Source organism: Mucilaginibacter sp. CAU 1740 (assembly GCF_039839285.1).
GTDB lineage: Bacteria > Bacteroidota > Bacteroidia > Sphingobacteriales > Sphingobacteriaceae > Mucilaginibacter.
Genome location: NZ_JBDOQS010000004.1, coordinates 281,167 through 297,478 on the forward strand (window position 1 = coordinate 281,167; position 16,312 = coordinate 297,478).

The 16,312-nt window shown below is 42.4% G+C and carries 13 protein-coding genes; 8 read left to right on the forward strand and 5 right to left on the reverse strand.

Going from position 1 to position 16,312, the window contains the following annotated elements:
* Nucleotide 1: 1 nt before the first annotated feature.
* The 3 genes from AAFN85_RS11590 to AAFN85_RS11600 all read left to right on the forward strand — a co-directional run bounded on the left by AAFN85_RS11590 (nt 2) and on the right by AAFN85_RS11600 (nt 4,559).
* Nucleotides 2-1,606 (forward strand): NADH-quinone oxidoreductase subunit M, encoded by a 1,605-nt coding sequence (locus AAFN85_RS11590; protein ID WP_347527428.1) that lies wholly within the window; start codon nt 2-4, stop codon nt 1,604-1,606.
* Between the two features lie 40 nt (nt 1,607-1,646).
* Nucleotides 1,647-3,146 carry an NADH-quinone oxidoreductase subunit N gene (locus AAFN85_RS11595; protein WP_347527429.1) on the forward strand — a complete coding sequence of 500 codons (1,500 nt, stop codon included), beginning with the start codon at nt 1,647-1,649 and terminating at the stop codon, nt 3,144-3,146.
* Nucleotides 3,147-3,251: 105 nt separating this feature from the next.
* On the forward strand, nt 3,252-4,559 hold the full coding sequence (locus AAFN85_RS11600) for an ammonium transporter (RefSeq protein ID WP_347527430.1): 1,308 nt from the start codon (nt 3,252-3,254) through the stop codon (nt 4,557-4,559).
* A 382-nt stretch (nt 4,560-4,941) separates the two neighbouring features.
* Here AAFN85_RS11600 and AAFN85_RS11605 read toward each other — a convergent pair whose 3' ends face one another.
* Nucleotides 4,942-6,939: a KUP/HAK/KT family potassium transporter gene (locus AAFN85_RS11605; RefSeq protein ID WP_347527432.1), complete on the reverse strand. Its 1,998-nt coding sequence runs from the start codon at nt 6,937-6,939 to the stop codon at nt 4,942-4,944.
* 314 nt (nt 6,940-7,253) lie between these two features.
* Between AAFN85_RS11605 and AAFN85_RS11610 the strand changes: the two genes are divergently transcribed.
* Nucleotides 7,254-7,862, forward strand: a complete 609-nt coding sequence (locus AAFN85_RS11610; RefSeq protein WP_347527433.1) for an alpha-ketoglutarate-dependent dioxygenase AlkB — start codon at nt 7,254-7,256, stop codon at nt 7,860-7,862.
* Nucleotides 7,863-8,027: 165 nt separating this feature from the next.
* Nucleotides 8,028-9,935 (forward strand): amidophosphoribosyltransferase, encoded by a 1,908-nt coding sequence (locus AAFN85_RS11615; RefSeq protein ID WP_347527434.1) that lies wholly within the window; start codon nt 8,028-8,030, stop codon nt 9,933-9,935.
* A gap of 117 nt (nt 9,936-10,052) precedes the next feature.
* Here AAFN85_RS11615 and AAFN85_RS11620 read toward each other — a convergent pair whose 3' ends face one another.
* Complete coding sequence (locus AAFN85_RS11620) at nt 10,053-10,451, reverse strand: hypothetical protein (RefSeq protein ID WP_347527436.1); 399 nt, start codon at nt 10,449-10,451, stop codon at nt 10,053-10,055.
* Nucleotides 10,452-10,487: 36 nt separating this feature from the next.
* Nucleotides 10,488-11,144, reverse strand: a complete 657-nt coding sequence (locus tag AAFN85_RS11625) for a LysE family transporter (RefSeq protein WP_347527437.1) — start codon at nt 11,142-11,144, stop codon at nt 10,488-10,490.
* 166 nt (nt 11,145-11,310) lie between these two features.
* On the opposite strand from AAFN85_RS11625, the gene AAFN85_RS11630 reads away from it, so the two are divergent.
* Both AAFN85_RS11630 and AAFN85_RS11635 read left to right on the forward strand, forming a co-directional pair.
* Nucleotides 11,311-12,927 carry an MFS transporter gene (locus AAFN85_RS11630; protein WP_347527438.1) on the forward strand — a complete coding sequence of 539 codons (1,617 nt, stop codon included), beginning with the start codon at nt 11,311-11,313 and terminating at the stop codon, nt 12,925-12,927.
* A 90-nt stretch (nt 12,928-13,017) separates the two neighbouring features.
* On the forward strand, nt 13,018-13,476 hold the full coding sequence (locus AAFN85_RS11635; protein WP_347527439.1) for a dCMP deaminase family protein: 459 nt from the start codon (nt 13,018-13,020) through the stop codon (nt 13,474-13,476).
* Nucleotides 13,477-13,663: 187 nt separating this feature from the next.
* On the opposite strand, the gene cmk is transcribed toward AAFN85_RS11635, so the two are convergent.
* Nucleotides 13,664-14,341: a (d)CMP kinase gene (cmk, locus tag AAFN85_RS11640; protein WP_347527440.1), complete on the reverse strand. Its 678-nt coding sequence runs from the start codon at nt 14,339-14,341 to the stop codon at nt 13,664-13,666.
* 68 nt (nt 14,342-14,409) lie between these two features.
* On the opposite strand from cmk, the gene arfB reads away from it, so the two are divergent.
* Nucleotides 14,410-14,829, forward strand: coding sequence for an alternative ribosome rescue aminoacyl-tRNA hydrolase ArfB (gene arfB / locus AAFN85_RS11645; protein WP_347527441.1), 420 nt, complete (start codon nt 14,410-14,412; stop codon nt 14,827-14,829).
* A gap of 150 nt (nt 14,830-14,979) precedes the next feature.
* Here arfB and AAFN85_RS11650 read toward each other — a convergent pair whose 3' ends face one another.
* Nucleotides 14,980-15,939, reverse strand: coding sequence for a lipid A deacylase LpxR family protein (locus AAFN85_RS11650; RefSeq protein ID WP_347527443.1), 960 nt, complete (start codon nt 15,937-15,939; stop codon nt 14,980-14,982).
* Nucleotides 15,940-16,312 lie beyond the last annotated feature (373 nt).

A 16,312-nucleotide genomic window follows, 5' to 3' on the forward strand; every position in this document is an offset into this window, starting at 1 on the left:
AATGAACCTGTTAACACTGCTCATATTTATACCCGTACTGTTTGCGCTGGTTATTGTGCTGCTGCCATCATCGCAGCGGGGCAGCTTTAAATATATTACCCTGCTGGCCACTTTAATACAGTTAGGCATCAGCATATATATTTATCTCAACTTTAAAACCGGTGCCGCATCGGCGGGCATTAATCACGAAGAGCAATTTCAGTTTGTACATAAATTGCCCTGGATAGCGCTGGATCTGGGTAATATGGGCAAAATGCAGATCGATTATTTTGTTGGGATTGATGGTATTTCGGTAACGCTGCTGGTAATGTCGGCACTGGTAATGGCGGTGGCTACGCTGGCTTCGTGGGAGATCAAGAGTAATTTGAAAGGCTTCTTCCTGTTGTTCCTGTTGCTGGATATGGCGGTAATGGGCGTATTCTGCGCGCTGGATTTCTTCCTGTTTTATCTGTTTTACGAGTTGATGTTGCTGCCGCTTTACTTTTTGATAGGCATGTGGGGCGGCGTGCGCCGTGAATACGCGGCCATCAAGTTTTTCCTGTACACCCTATTCGGTTCGGTATTTATGTTGCTGGTGATGGTGGGCTTGTACCTTTCTGTAAATGATCCTGCAACAGGCAGCCATACGTTTAATATTATCCAGATGATGAACCCGGCCAACTATGCCAATGGTTCGGTATTTTCTGCCGCCGCACATCAAACTATATTGGGGATGCCAGCCCGCACGGTTGGTTTTGTTGTATTGTTTATCGCCTTTGCTATTAAAGTGCCGGTAGTGCCATTGCACACCTGGTTGCCTGATGCCCACGTTGAGGCACCTACACCGGTATCTATCATCCTGGCAGGTGTGTTGCTAAAAATTGGTGGCTACGGTATCATTCGGATTTGTTTAGGGATTTTCCCGGAGATAGCTTCATCAGGAGCTTTCTGGATCGGTTTGATAGGCGTTGTTTCCATATTATATGGTGCCTGCAACGCGCTGGCTCAACGGGATCTTAAACGATTGATCGCCTACTCATCCGTATCGCACATGGGTTTCGTATTGCTGGGCATAGCTTCGCAAACTGCGGAAGGTGTAAGCGGTGCAATGATGCAAATGGTGAGCCACGGCTTTTTATCATCGATGTTATTCTTCTTGGTTGGTGTAGTGTACAACCGTGTACACGATAGGGATATTTACCATTTTCGCGGATTGGGTACGCAGATGCCGCAATATACAGCCTTTGTTATGGTAGCCTTTTTTGCTTCGCTTGGTTTGCCGGGTTTCTCGGCATTTGTGGCCGAAGCATTTACGCTGGCAGGTACATTTAAATCGCCAACGGTAAATGGTTTGCTGCCTTATTGGATGGCGGTTTGCGGCTCGGTAGGTATCCTGCTGGGTGCGGCCTATCTTCTCTGGACGCTACAGCGCATGTTCTTCGGAAAAGTATCCCTGAAAGGTGGCGAGGTTTGGAAAATAGCACTGACCGACGTAAACCTTCGCGAAAAACTGGCACTCATCCCTATGGCTGTTGCCGCGCTTGCTTTAGGCCTGATGCCTTCGTTGGTATTTGGCAAGATCAACGATTCGGTACTGGCGCTGATCCAGTTTTTACAGACTAAATAAAATATTACTAACAACTCTAAAGATCATTCAAAATATCTAAATGCACGATCTGTTACCCCATATACCAGCACAGTTAAATGATGTTTTTGGCAGCATACCATACTTTATGCCCGAAATTTATTTAACCGTGCTTTTTTTGGCGGTACTGGTTGCCGATTTATTTGTAGGCCGTCGCTCTGTTGAGTTTTGTAAGGTACTGGCCTGCGGTGGTTTGTTGGTAGTAATATTAAAAGATATCACACAGTTGGCGCAGGTTCAGACCGCCTCATACGCGTTGTTTAGTAATATGCTGTTGCTGAGCAAGGCATCGGTACACATTAAGTTGATAATAGATGTGCTATCGTTTATTTTGCTATTGTATTTTACATGGGATGATAAACTGAAGGAGCATATAAAAGGTCTGTCTGATCTGTACACTATCACCATCGCTTCTGTATTGGGTTTACATTTAATGGCAATGGCCATTAATTTACTCTCGGTTTACCTGGCTATTGAAATGGTTTCGCTGGCATCGTACCTGATGGTGGCCTACCGGTCGGAAACACCGCTAAGTTCAGAAGCCGGATTAAAATATGTACTATTTGGCGCGGCCTCTTCGGCAATTATGCTTTATGGTATCTCGTTGCTGTATGGCTTTAGTGGTTCGCTCGATCAGTTGGCCGATAATAGCATCGTCCAGTTATCAAAAGTAAATGAAGCAAGCGCCTCGGTGGCTTTGCTGTTGTTATTGATAGGTATCGGGTTTAAACTATCATTTGTACCGCTACATTTTTGGGTGCCCGACGTTTACCAGGGCGCGCCTACACCGGTAACCGCTTACCTTTCAACGGTACCTAAAATAGCCGCGTTTGGCTTGCTCGTAAATATTTTGCCACCGTTTTTATCAGATACAAGCTGGAAAGGTGTAAATGTTGGTCAGGTTTTATCGGCAGTGGGTATTATCACTATGATTGCCGGAAACTTTGCTGCGGTATTGCAAAGCAACGTGAAAAGGATGCTGGCTTATTCAAGCATAGGCCATACAGGCTTCGCTTTAATGGCTATTGTAACCTTTAGTGCGCAAGGTTTATCGGCATTGATATACTATTTGGCTGTTTACGCTTTGGCCAATATAGGTGCGCTGGCATTAGCCTCCTACTTTAGCAACATTCTAAACGCCGAAGATGTGGAAAGTTACAAAGGTTTAGGCCTAAAATACCCTGTAGCATCGGTTTGTTTCGTAATTATCCTCGTTTCTTTAACCGGAATCCCGGTTACTGCGGGTTTTACCGGGAAATTATTTGTGTTTTCGGCAGTTTATAGCGTTTATCAGCAAACTCAAAGCGTTTGGATGCTTGCTTTGATGATAACAGGTGCCCTAATTACCGTTGTATCGCTTTTTTACTATCTTAAAATACCTTTGTATTTATTTTTAAAAAGAACAGAAAATGCTGAAGTAGCCAGCGAAAAATCATATAACCTGCTTGTTTTGGTTGTGATAATTAGTTTTCTGTTGATTTTACTTGGAATATTTCCGGATTTGTTGATAAAACACCTGTAAAATTAAAATCCTGATCTTTTTTTAAACAAAACTCAATTTTTTTCTTTTGTTTTTGGGAAAAGTGTTAACTTTCGACACGATTTAAATTATATTTTCTTATAATACATGAAGAGGTATTTCCCTTTTTTCCTGATCTTAGTTATCCTTTCCCTTACTTTTATTTTTCCTTCTGTTGATTTTAAAAACGAAGGCCATCCAAACTTCAATACCGGCGATATAGCCTGGATGTTAATGTCGACGGCATTGGTTTTGATCATGACGCCCGGACTGGCATTCTTTTACGGCGGCATGGTTAATAAAAAGAACGTGATCTCAACCATGCTGCAAAGTATTGTTTGTATGGTGATCATCACGGTAATGTGGGGTATTTTCGGTTTCAGTTTAGCGTTTGGCGATAGCTTTTACGGAATCATCGGTAATCCATCTACCTTTTTTATGATGAAGGGCATGCTGGGTAATGCTACCTGGAAGGCAGCGCCAACCATTCCGCTACTGCTATTCGCTATGTACCAGTTAAAGTTCGCTATCATTACCCCGGCACTGATCACCGGTGCTTTTGCCGAGCGGATCCGCTTTAATTCGTATATCATATTCCTTGTATTGTTCTCCATTTTCATATTCTCGCCATTGGCGCATTGCACCTGGCACCCGGATGGCATCCTGGCCAAATTTGGTGTGCTGGATTTTGCCGGTGGTACGGTAGTGCACATGTCGGCCGGATGGGCTGCTTTGGCATCTGCCCTATATTTAAAACGCCGTAACGAGGCTAACCATGCGCCGGCCCGTATTACTTATGTGATGATCGGTACCGGTTTATTATGGTTTGGCTGGTTTGGTTTCAATGCAGGTTCGGCGTTTGGAGCTAATCATTTGGCGGTAACCGCTTTGGCTACCAGTACTACAGCATCGGCCGCGGCAGGTGTTACCTGGATCTTTTTTGATATGCTGCTTGGTCGTAAGCCATCGGCTATGGGTACCTGTATTGGGGCGGTAGTTGGTTTAGTGGCTATCACCCCGGCTGCGGGTTTTGTATCTGTACCGCATTCGCTGGCTATCGGTATTATCTCCGCGGTGATAAGTAACCTGGTGGTTGAATGGCGTACCCGTACCAGCATTGATGATACACTGGATGTATTTCCTTGCCATGGCGTAGGCGGTATGGTAGGTATGCTTTTAACAGGTGTATTTGCAAGCCAGCAGGTAAACAAGCTTAACACTACGGGTAACGGCCTGTTTTTTGGAGAAACTCACCTGTTTATTGTTCAATTTGTGGCCCTTGTGGGCGTATCTATATTCGCCTTCTTCGGTTCGTTACTTTTGTTAAAGATCACCGACATGATCTCTCCATTACGTGTATCGGCCGAGGAAGAAGATCAAGGACTTGATTTAAGCCAGCACGGCGAAAAATTATAAGCACATTTTCCAACCAATCAACTTAACCTGAAAGATCTCCGGCCGAAAGGCCGGATTTTTTTGTTTTAAGATTTCTCCATCACTTAATCTGCCGCGGGTTTAGCGATAGCGTAACCCGTGGTGTAAAATTACTTAAGTCTCAGACTTAAGCCACAAAAAGCAAAACCATGTTAGATGAGTTATCCGCCATAGTTAAGTTATCGCTAACTCGGCGGCAGGTGGTGCTGGTTTGTTGGGGTTAAGTCAGAGACTTAACCGGTTATTCCCACGGGTTACGCTATCGCTAAACCCGCGGTAGTAAAATAATAACAAAACGCAAAACAAAACCCCTCTTTGCGCAGCAGAGAGGGGTGACAAGCGAAGCGAAGTCGGGGTGAGTAACCTACTCCGCCAACTCAGCAACCAAACTATCCACCGGATCATCAACCCGTTTAATATGGATATTATTAACAGGCTTCACCACTAACGGGATTTTTTCAACCCTCGTTTCGCTGGTATCCAGACCAAAAGCTTTAGCCTCAGATTGTGCAAGCTTTTTAATAGCGAAATAGCTATTCAAAATAAAACCTTCGGATACGCTGAACAGGTTATTGTACGATAGGAATTTCTCCATAATAACAAACCTGAAATCGGCAGCCATACCATGCTCTTTTAATGATGGATAATTACTGGTGATATCAATCTCGCCGCGCTCAACCATATCTTCCACCACTTTGCGGAACAATACGTTAACCCTTGGCTGGATCCTAAAGCCAAGGCGGAATTCTACACGGATCACCTTACCCGGTTCTATCTGATCAACGCTGTACTCCATGGTATAAGGCTCGTCGGTGCGCTCAATGTGCACAAACCAATAGGTATCGGCACGTTTTGGGCGACGGCTCATGATGGAGTAGATGATCTTTTCTTCTATCTGTTTGCTGTTGTTGGCTTTGGTTAGATAGATCAAATGGGTAGCATATTTATTTACGGTAACATCATTGCTCAAAGCATTAAGCAAAGGCAATTTTTCTTTTATATCGATAAAATGGAGGAAACGGTTGTTGATCTTCCGCGCCCTGAACCAGGTGTACATGGTGAAGATCAACCCAACTTCAAATCCAACAAAAAACAAACGTTTTACAATTTTAACCGCGTTGGCCACAAAGAATGAAAACTCAACAGTTACAAACAAACACAAAATAATGGTAACCAACCAAACCGGCCAATGCTTAACGTAACGCATAAAGTAATACATCAAAATGGTGGTGCTAAGCATGGCAATGGTGATACTGAAACCGTAAGCAGCAGTCATAGCGGCCGAAGTACGGAAATACATCGACACCAAAATACAGCCTATGCAAAGCATCCAGTTAATGCTGGGGATATAGATCTGTCCACGGATGTTTGATGGGTATTTGATGGTGATACGTGGCCAGAAATTCATGCTCACCGCCTCGCTGATCAAAGTAAACGAACCGCTGATCAAAGCCTGGCTGGCAATAATGGTTGCCAGTGTGGCCAATGCCACAGCCGGTAAAAGGAAGGTGTGGGGCACTATCTCGAAGAAAGGGTTAACACCGGTAAAGTTTTTATCCGGAGCCTGCGATAAAACCCATGCACCCTGACCAAGGTAGTTAAGGATAAGGGTTGTTTTTACAAAGATCCAGCTTACCTGTATGTTTTTTCTGCCGCAATGGCCCAGGTCTGAGTATAAAGCTTCGGCACCGGTAGTACATAAAAATACCGCGCCTAACAGCCAAAAACCTTTGGGATGCGTCATTAACAAGTGAATACCATGATATGGGTTAAGCGCTTTAAATATAGATGGATAGTGGGCTACCTGCATAACACCTAATACACCCAGCATTAAAAACCACAGCAACATAACCGGACCGAAAGCCGAACCAACTACCTTGGTGCCAAACTGCTGAAAAAAGAACAGCAACAGGATAATACCGATCACTATCCCCAAAATAAGATTATTGCCCGGAACTATCACGTTTGAAAAAGCGGGTACAAGGTTCAAGCCTTCAATGGCCGACGTTACTGAGATAGGAGGGGTAATGATACCATCGGCCAGTAAAGTGCCTGCGCCTATAATAGCCGGTATAGCCAGCCATTTGCCGTAACGCCTAACAAGAGCGTATAGGGAGAAAATACCGCCTTCGCCTTTATTATCGGCCTGGAGGGTAATAAAAATGTATTTAAAAGTGGTTTGCAGGGTTAGCGTCCAGAAGATACAAGAGATGGAACCCAAAACAAGGTCGGTGTTTACTTTACCGCCTTCAACAAGCAAGGTTTGGAAAACATAGAGGGGAGAGGTGCCGATATCGCCAAAAATGATACCCAGCGTAACGATCATACCTGCAAAAGTGAGGTGTTTAGTGTGCGAACTCATGAATTATATAAATTATTAAGGGGAAAGGAGATGATATCCGGAGTTATAGCCTTTTCGCTGTGGCGTTTAATAACGGCAGCGGGCGGCAAGTTGAATGATATCATCATTTTTTGATTTAAATTAATATGATATCGCGTTGCCAAAAATAATGCCGCTGATATTGTGGTTTGTATTAGTGTGTTGATTTTTAATTGTTTATCATAATGAGAATGCTTTTCTCATTATGAGGTGATACTATCAAAATGATAGGTTTTATCATATTGAGAGTTTAATGAAGTGGTGCGTTTTTAGCGGGGATTACAGATATTTGATCTGTGGATCTGTTTAATAACGATGAAGTAAACCTGTTTGGGCAGGGACAAAACCTGTTACCTTTTGATGGTGAGGTGTTACTGTACCCCTATTTTTTTAAGGATGATGTATTTGCCCGCCTTGTTGAAGAAACTCCATGGAAACAGGATAAAATGAGCATCTACGGAAAAGAAGTGGATTTTCCGAGGCTTACGGCCTGGTATGGTGATAGTGATGAAGTGTACGTTTACTCAGGCGTTGTGAACGTGCCGGTTAAGTTTTCGCCATTATTAAATGATATTAAACAAGCTGCCGAGCAACAATGCGGGCATCAGTTTAATACGGCCTTGCTAAACTACTATCGCGATGGCAACGATAGCATGGGTTGGCATAGTGATGATGAAACTGAATTAGGGGTAAACCCGGTTATCGCTTCAGTATCATTCGGCGCATCGCGGATGTTTCAATTTAAGCATAAGCGACAGAAGGATGCCAAAGTTTCTGTGGAGTTGCACAATGGCGACCTATTAATAATGCAGGGAAAAACACAACACAATTGGTTGCACCAGGTACCGAAGACGGCTAAAAAGCCGGGGCCGAGGATCAATATTACTTTTAGAAGTATTAAGTGAGTGGTGGATTGAGTTGATTATTGAGTGGTTTTCAAAGGAAATAACCATTCACTTAATCAACCATTCACCTAATCAACTACCTAAACAATAAACGACCAACTAATGACAATTAATAATACAAAGAGTTCATTTTAAAATGATACCTTTGCAGCCTCATTCCGAATCATGAGCGATCAGATTAAACATGAATGCGGTGTGGCATTTATCCGCTTACTAAAGCCACTATCCTACTATCAGAAAAAGTACGGAACTGCACTGTACGGCCTGAACAAACTTTACCTTTTAATGGAGAAACAGCATAACCGCGGCCAGGATGGCGCCGGCGTTGCTACCATTAAACTGGATATTGAACCGGGCAAAAGGTACATCAGTCGTCACCGCTCAATGGCCTCAAACGCCGTTGCTGATATTTTTGAATACATCCAGAAGAAATTCGCGGAGATTCAAAAAGAAACCCCCGAAAAACTGGCAGATGCCGAGTGGTTGAAGAAACACGTTAGCTTTACCGGCGAAGTGTTGTTAGGCCACCTGCGCTACGGTACACACGGTAAAAACAGCATCGAAAGCTGCCACCCGTTTTTAAGGCAAAACAACTGGATGACCCGTAACCTGGTTATTGCCGGTAACTTCAACATGACCAATGTTGATGAGTTATTGGAGCAACTGTACGCCCTGGGCCAGCATCCAAAAGAAAAAGCCGATACCGTTACCGTGCTCGAAAAAATCGGTCACTTTATCGATACCGAAAACCAGGGCCTGTTTGATCAGTATAAACGCGAAGGCTTGGATGATAACCGTGAGATCAGCAAACTTATCGCTAACGATATGGATGTTGCCAAGATCCTTCGTAAATCGGCTAAAAACTGGGATGGTGGTTATACCATTGCAGGTATCCTCGGTCACGGCGATGCCTTTGTAATGCGCGATCCGGCCGGTATCCGTCCTGCTTATTATTACTATAACGATGAGATTGTAGTTGCAGCTTCAGAGCGCCCTGCTATCCAAACCGCCTTTAACATTCCGATGGATGAGATCAGGGAAATTCGCCCGGGCCATGCTTTGATCGTTAAAAAGAACGGTAAGATAACAGAGGATATGGTGAGCGAGCCAACGGAAAGAAAAGCCTGCTCGTTCGAGCGGATTTACTTTTCAAGGGGCAGCGACGCGGCTATTTACCGCGAGCGTAAACAATTAGGTAGGTTGCTTTGTCCGCAAATCCTTGATTTTGTCAATCACGATATAAAAAACACCGTATTCTCGTACATACCAAACACTGCCGAAGTTGCTTTCTACGGCATGGTTGAAGGTATGCACAAATACGTGAAAAAATATCAACACGAGGAATTAGTAAAGCTTGGCGCTGATATCACCGAAGAGAAAGTTGCCGAGATATTGCAGGTAGCGCCACGTGTTGAAAAGATCGCTATTAAAGATGTTAAGCTGCGTACGTTTATTACGCAGGATGCCGACCGTAGCGAGATGGTTGCCCACGTGTATGATACTACTTACGGATTGATCAAAAAAGGCACCGATACTTTGGTGGTTTTAGATGATTCGATTGTGCGTGGTACTACGCTTAAGCAAAGCATCCTGAAAATATTAGATAGGCTTGGCCCTAAAAAAGTTGTTGTAGTTTCTTCAGCTCCACAGATCCGTTACCCGGATTGTTATGGTATCGATATGTCGCGCATGGGCGAGTTTGTTGCTTTCGAAGCAGCGATCAGCCTATTAAAAGAGCAGGATAAAGAAGATATCATCCTGGAAGTTTATCAGAAATGTAAAGACAGCCAGAAACTACCTAAGGAGGAAGTTGAAAACTACGTGAAAGCGATATACGCGCCATTTACAGATCAGCAGATCTCTGATCGCATAGCCAAGATCATCACTCCTAAAGGTGTAAACTGCGAAGTACAGGTAGTTTATCAAACATTAGATAACCTGCACATCGCTTGTCCTGAAAACTTAGGTGATTGGTACTTTAGCGGCGATTATCCAACTCCAGGTGGTAACAAGGTTGTTAACCGCGCCTTTGTTAACTGGATGGAAGGTAAAAACCAAAGGGCTTACATGTAATCCCCTAACCCCTGAAGGGGGAATATAATATTTAAGGCGATGATTTTTTCATCGCCTTTTTTGTTGATATTGACGTCGTCTCGCTTTGAGGACAGATGAAATCTAAACTTAAATTTATCAGTTACTTGCTAATGGCGCTGCCGCTATAATAAATAACTGCATAAGGAGTGTCATAGCGTAAACTATCTTCAAAAAAACGAATGAAACTACTGATTTGCCGGTAGCCATAAAGCCTTCATTTTGAGGTGTTGTGACCTTGTCAATTCGTTTAATTACCGTGTAATTAAACCAGAAATGAGTTATTAAAGGTCCTATGGAAACTAAAATTAATGCTTTGATGCTATTAAATGGCCAAAGAAAACTCAGGTTAAATAGGTGCATTAAAACAAATATGGCCAACGTTGAGCCCCAGCATATAAGTATATCCTTTTTTAACCATGTTTTTTTATGGAGAATGATGTACATTAAAAGATCAACGCTGATTGCAAATAGCAAATAAATAGCTTTCAGGAGCATAGTGAGGATAAGGTAAAGGGTATCGAATAAGGGGGCTTACGATCCTGCCGGTGCCGAAAATACAAAATGCGTAACCAACCTGTCAATCAATACCAGCGAAGCGATAATAAGCGCTATCCCTGCAACCTCATTAAGCCTGTGGATGAATTTGACAGAGATCTTATCCCGTAGCTTATTGGCATAAAAAGCTTTCAAAGTATCCATACCAAACTGAATAATTAAAATAGTAAGAAACATGATTGTGATATGCAAAGAGCGATGTGGTGTGCCTACAATGAAGGTAGTACTGGCCGCGCCGATAACCACTGTCCAATGGAAAAGAAGGGTTGGGTTAAAGATGCACATCAGGAAGCCTTTTAACACGTAACCAAACCTGTCGGCGCTTGAAGGGACTTTGTTTTCGTAATTGATCTCGCTTTTTTTGAACATGTAATACAAGCCAAGTGCAAACAGTATAGCAGCGCCTACAACGCCGGCTATAACCTTTGCATGGTCTGATACATCAATATATTGTGAACCGAAAAGAATGGCACCCACAAAAACAACGTCGCTGCAAACCACACCTAATGCAAGGGAAATACCTGCATGAAAACCCTTTTCAATACTGGTTTTAATAAGGGCAAAAAAAACCGGGCCGGTTATAAAGGTTAATACCAATCCAAAACCGATACCCGAAACAATGGCTTTTATCATTAAGTTAAGCTTGTTCCTTATTTGAACATTGCGAATATGCAATATTATTACATAAACAACCAAAGTAAAAATTGTGATTTAATTAATTAAAAAAAGAATAGAGACATTTACGAAAATTGAATTATGTTTAGAAATTCAAAAATCATCTGTACAACCTAATTTAAAAATGGAACAAAACAACACCAAGAACTACGGATCAGCACTGTATACGCTGGTAACCGTATTCTTTTTTTGGGGCTTCTTAGCCGCGTCAAACGGTATATTCATACCATTTTGTAAATCACACTTTAATTTATCTCAGTTTGAATCGCAATTGATCGATTTTACATTTTATGGGGGGTATTTCATAGGTTCATTAATACTATACTTTGCTTCACAGATAACTAAAACAGATATCTTAAACAAAATGGGGTACAAAAATGGTATCATTATTGGTTTGATTATATCTGCTGTTGGTGCGTTGTTAATGATACCTGCCGTTGCCGCAAGTTCATACGTGTTAGTATTGTCAGCAATATTTGTTATTACAATAGGATTTTCTTTACAGCAAACAGCTGCCAACCCATTTGTGGTTGCATTGGGGCCATCAGAAACAGGATCAAACCGCTTGAATTTTGCAGGCAGTGTGAATAACATAGGTGGGTTATTAGGGCCTGCGGTTATCAGTATCGTTTTGTTTGGATCGGCTAATAGCCATATTGCGCCGGCAGACGTTAAAATATCATCAATTAATAATCTGTACTACATATTTGCCGGGCTTTTACTTGCGGTAGCTTTGTTTTTTAAATTATCAAACCTGCCGGTTGTAACCAGTGATGAGAACGTAGAATCAACCAGTAAACCTGGTAAGCCGATATTTGTGTTATTTATTGCGTTCTTAATTATATTAGCTGTAGATCCTCTTGTTAGCCTAACCGGGGTATCGAAATCGGTTTTGGTTTTTGCCGCACTGGGAATTATTTTATTGACCTTAATATTTTCGTTGTTCTCTGCACAGAAAAACAAATCAGGCTGGGGGGCTATGCAATACCCGCAGCTGATTTTGGGTATGATAGCTATTTTTACCTATGTAGGCACTGAAGTAACTATTCAAAGTAATATGGGGGCATTACTTAAATTGCCTTTATTTGGCAATTTTAAAGATTCTGAAATTGCACCATACATCTCTTTATATTGGGGGAGTTTAATGATAGGCCGATTTACCGGAGCTATTGGCGCATTTAATTTATCGAAAACTGTAAAAAATATTTTAACAGTTGTAGTGCCTTTTGTAGCATTTGGTATAGTACTTATTGTAAATCGCTCTACTGTGGCAGATGTTAGTACACTGTTTGTTTATGGAATAAGTATCGCAATACTGGTAGTAGCGTTTTTTATTGGTCAGCAAAAGCCAGTACGTACCCTGGTAACCTTGGGCTTATTAGGTGTATCTTTTATGTTGATAGGCCTGTTTACTACAGGTATGTTAGCTGTATTTGCATTTATTAGCGGAGGATTATGCTGTTCGATCATGTGGCCATCTATATTTTCACTTGCGATAACTGGTTTGGGAAAATATACCGGACAAGGTTCGGCATTTTTAATTATGATGATATTGGGTGGTTCAATTATCCCTCCTGTACAAGGCCTATTGGCCGATACTATTGGTATCCATGATTCTTACATTGTACCGGTTTTAGGCTTTGCATACATCGTGTTTTTCGCATGGAAAGTTAGGGCTGAATTGATAAAACAAGGCATTAATATAGACCACATGCAAGTAGCAAAAAGTGGCGGACATTAATATTTAACAGTCATTATATCATTAAACGTCATTAGGTCATTTTTATGATTTAATGACCCAATGACGTTTAATGACATAATGATTTGAACTATGACAACCAAACCCAGCTTCGATCAGATTTTTATGAACCTGGCCACAGATCTGGCCGAGCGGTCGCATTGTGTTAAGGCGCATGTAGGGGCGGTTTTAACGCGCGATACGCGGATCATCTCCATTGGTTACAACGGTCCGCCTGCAGGTACGCATAATTGTGATGTAGAATGGCCCGAAACAGGCTGCGCACGCGATTCGAAGGGGAGTTGCTCATTGGCATTACATGCCGAAGAGAACGCGATACTATACGCGGTAAAAAACGGTGCAAGGTTGGAAGGTGCTACACTTTATACCACGCTGTCGCCTTGTTTGCCTTGTGCCAGGTTAATTTACTCGGCAGGCATAACGCAGGTTTATTATGATAAATCGTATGCTGAATATAAAGGTTTACCCAGCGATGAGGGGGTAGATTTTTTGAACCGGTTTGGGGTGAGGGCAGAGAAGTTTGACCGTTGATGGTTTTGATTACGCTGATTGCGTTGATTTTTTTTCTGGGATTACACCGATTGTTTTTTGATTACACCGATTTTGTCTGAACCGGAATTTTAAGGAATTACGAGAATTTATCGAATTTGCTTAGCATTCCATAAATTCATTAATTCCCCCAAATTCGAGTTCAGACGAATCTCTTAATCACTAATGACTATTCCGCAATAAACGGCTCGATATGGCTAAGGGCAAACATTAACTGCTCGTCCTGGCTAAGGTCGGTATTATCTAATATAATGGCGTCTTCGGCGCGAGTTAAGGGACTTTCCTGGCGGGTGGTATCCTGGTAGTCGCGGTGAGCCAGGTTATCAAAAACTTCTTCTAAGGTGATGTTAGGGTTGGTTGGTAACAGCTCTTTATAACGGCGCTCCGCACGTATCTTTGGGTCGGCTGTCATAAACAGTTTTAGCTGCGCATCCGGGAATACCACAGTGCCAATATCGCGGCCATCCATAATAATGTTTTTTGAGCGGCCTAAGCGCTGTTGTTGCTTTACCATAGCCGCACGCACTTCTTTAACAGCCGATACCGGGCTTACCTTTTCTGCAACGTGCATCTGGCGAATCTCTTCAGATACATCTTCCTCATTTAAAGTGATGAATGTTTTGTGGTTATGGGTTTGAAAATTGAGGTGGATGTTATGCAGAGCCTCGGCTATTTGCGCGTGGTTTTGTAAATTGATATCGTGGCGAATAAAATACAGCGTTACAGCGCGATACATTGCCCCGCTATCTACATAAACAAAGTTAAGTTTTTTTGCTAATGCCTTTGCAAGCGTGCTTTTACCACACGAAGAATAGCCATCAATGGCTACTACGATATTGTTACTCATAGGACTGCTAAATTAGTAAATTAATCCTAATCGGGTTAGCCATTATACCCTTACATGTTTTATTTTTGATGATGAATTTTACTAAAGCCGATCTCCAGAAAGAGATAAGCTATAAAACATCAAGAAGCGGCGGAGCGGGCGGACAAAACGTAAACAAGGTATCGAGCAAGGTTGAACTATTGTTTTCAATAGCCGCATCGGCCTTATTTACCGATGAAGAAAAGCAACTGCTTACCGAAAAACTACAAAACCGTTTAAACAAAGACGGCTATGTGCAGGTGATCTGTGATGAAGAACGGAGCCAATACCTCAACAAAGAAAAAGCTACCGAGAGGTTAATTATGCTGCTTACCAAAGCACTCCATAAACCCAAAGTACGTAAGCCTACCAAAGTAAGCAAAGCTGCGAAGGCAGCGCGTCTGGATAGCAAGAAAATACAATCGGTAAAGAAGGAGGGAAGGGGTAAGAGGTTTGATATTGGGGATTAATTTTTAGATGTGCAAATTTTAGATGTGCGGATGTGCAGATTTTAAATGTGCGGATGAAAGATTTTTCAATGCTCATTTAGGATGTTTAACACATAATGGAGGCATCAAAAATCATCTGCATATCTGCACATCTGAAATCTGCACATCCACCTACTTAAACCTATAAAACCCGGTGATTGATCCCCATTGGTGCGACCGGCGCATTTCTTCAGCATCTTTAGTGTGGAAGATGGCGGCGATATCAAACGCGAACCTGCTGGTAGTAAAAGCTAATCCAAATTGCTGACTGAATATAAAAGGTTTTTTATCCCCAGTAATTTCCATGCTGTTAGGATCATCATGCTTACGGAACAAACTGCCTTGTATGGTAGCATCGTAACCAACTAAGTTGGCTAAAGGTTTATAGTAAAAAAAGATCTCGTGTTTATGCAATAGCTGGTCTTCCCCACCTGTTGATACGGTGCTCTGGGTACTTATCGAATTAAATAACTGGTTAAAGTTACCGATACGCACAAAGCCACCTGCGCCTGCGCCGGTAAAGCCATTACCCAAATTGGCGTATGATGCGAAGCTCAGATCGATCCATGAGGCACGTGCCAATAGTTTATTGTATTCGGCAGAGAGGTTCAGCTCTACATCGTTTTTAATTTGATATTGCCAGCCGTTAAGCGAGTAAAAGCCAAAAGTATTATGAATAAGCTTTTGCACAGGCTCACCACCTGCAGCGGGGCCAACTAAGCCTAACTGTGCGCCTAACTTCAGGTTGCTTTCGTTTTTATACAAAAAGTTTAAGGTTGAACCAATATAGGTGTAAGCAGCAAAAGGCCTGTCAACATCAAAAGGCCCGCGTACATAGCCCGATTGCGGGTTAAACATTTTTTGGCCCAACTCAAAACCAAGCACCTTGTTTTGCAGATCTTTTTGAGCGGGGTTTACCTGCAAGGCTTTGCGGTAGTAAAAGAAGATACCATTGGTATAATACCTGTCCGAACCCTGGCCCAGGAAAGAGTCGTTATCAGATTGGATCCCAAATTCGTGACCGCGGGTTTGGGCAAATAAACAGGTAGTGCCTACAAGGCATACAAGTGTTAAAAATAGTTTATTTAGCATTGGGGTTTATATAGCATTCAGCTTGCTAATATATAAAAAAGGCAATGTAAATAAAGGAGTTGTGAAATTGGTTGAGGAGGAGATAAAGTAAAGAGAAATAGCCGGGGCAAGTGTGAGTATTGTACGCTGGGCTTTGGCAATGTTCCCCTGTATTTGCGGGGTTTTGCACCCTCTGGGGCAAAGGATACTTGAATTTAACATTACTACAAAGCTTTTGCACCTCTGGCGCATTTTATTTAGCTGAGTACCCCAGAGGGGTTAAAGCTTTGTAGCAATATATCAAAAGTGCAAAGAACCCCAGAGGGGTTCAGCCTGCGCGGTGATTGCACTAATGTTAAATAAAAAAGGCTCCACAAGTTGCCTCGTGAAACCT

Excerpts from the sequence above, each read along its gene's own strand:
- AAFN85_RS11590 (WP_347527428.1), top strand. The coding sequence starts at position 2 with ATGAACCTGTTAACACTGCTCATATTTATACCCGTACTGTTTGCGCTG.
- AAFN85_RS11595 (WP_347527429.1), top strand. The coding sequence starts at position 1,647 with ATGCACGATCTGTTACCCCATATACCAGCACAGTTAAATGATGTTTTT.
- AAFN85_RS11600 (WP_347527430.1), top strand. The coding sequence starts at position 3,252 with ATGAAGAGGTATTTCCCTTTTTTCCTGATCTTAGTTATCCTTTCCCTT.
- AAFN85_RS11605 (WP_347527432.1), bottom strand. The coding sequence starts at position 6,939 with ATGAGTTCGCACACTAAACACCTCACTTTTGCAGGTATGATCGTTACG.
- AAFN85_RS11615 (WP_347527434.1), top strand. The coding sequence starts at position 8,028 with ATGAGCGATCAGATTAAACATGAATGCGGTGTGGCATTTATCCGCTTA.
- AAFN85_RS11620 (WP_347527436.1), bottom strand. The coding sequence starts at position 10,451 with ATGCTCCTGAAAGCTATTTATTTGCTATTTGCAATCAGCGTTGATCTT.
- AAFN85_RS11625 (WP_347527437.1), bottom strand. The coding sequence starts at position 11,144 with ATGATAAAAGCCATTGTTTCGGGTATCGGTTTTGGATTGGTATTAACC.
- AAFN85_RS11630 (WP_347527438.1), top strand. The coding sequence starts at position 11,311 with ATGGAACAAAACAACACCAAGAACTACGGATCAGCACTGTATACGCTG.
- AAFN85_RS11635 (WP_347527439.1), top strand. The coding sequence starts at position 13,018 with ATGACAACCAAACCCAGCTTCGATCAGATTTTTATGAACCTGGCCACA.
- cmk (WP_347527440.1), bottom strand. The coding sequence starts at position 14,341 with ATGAGTAACAATATCGTAGTAGCCATTGATGGCTATTCTTCGTGTGGT.
- arfB (WP_347527441.1), top strand. The coding sequence starts at position 14,410 with ATGATGAATTTTACTAAAGCCGATCTCCAGAAAGAGATAAGCTATAAA.
- AAFN85_RS11650 (WP_347527443.1), bottom strand. The coding sequence starts at position 15,939 with ATGCTAAATAAACTATTTTTAACACTTGTATGCCTTGTAGGCACTACC.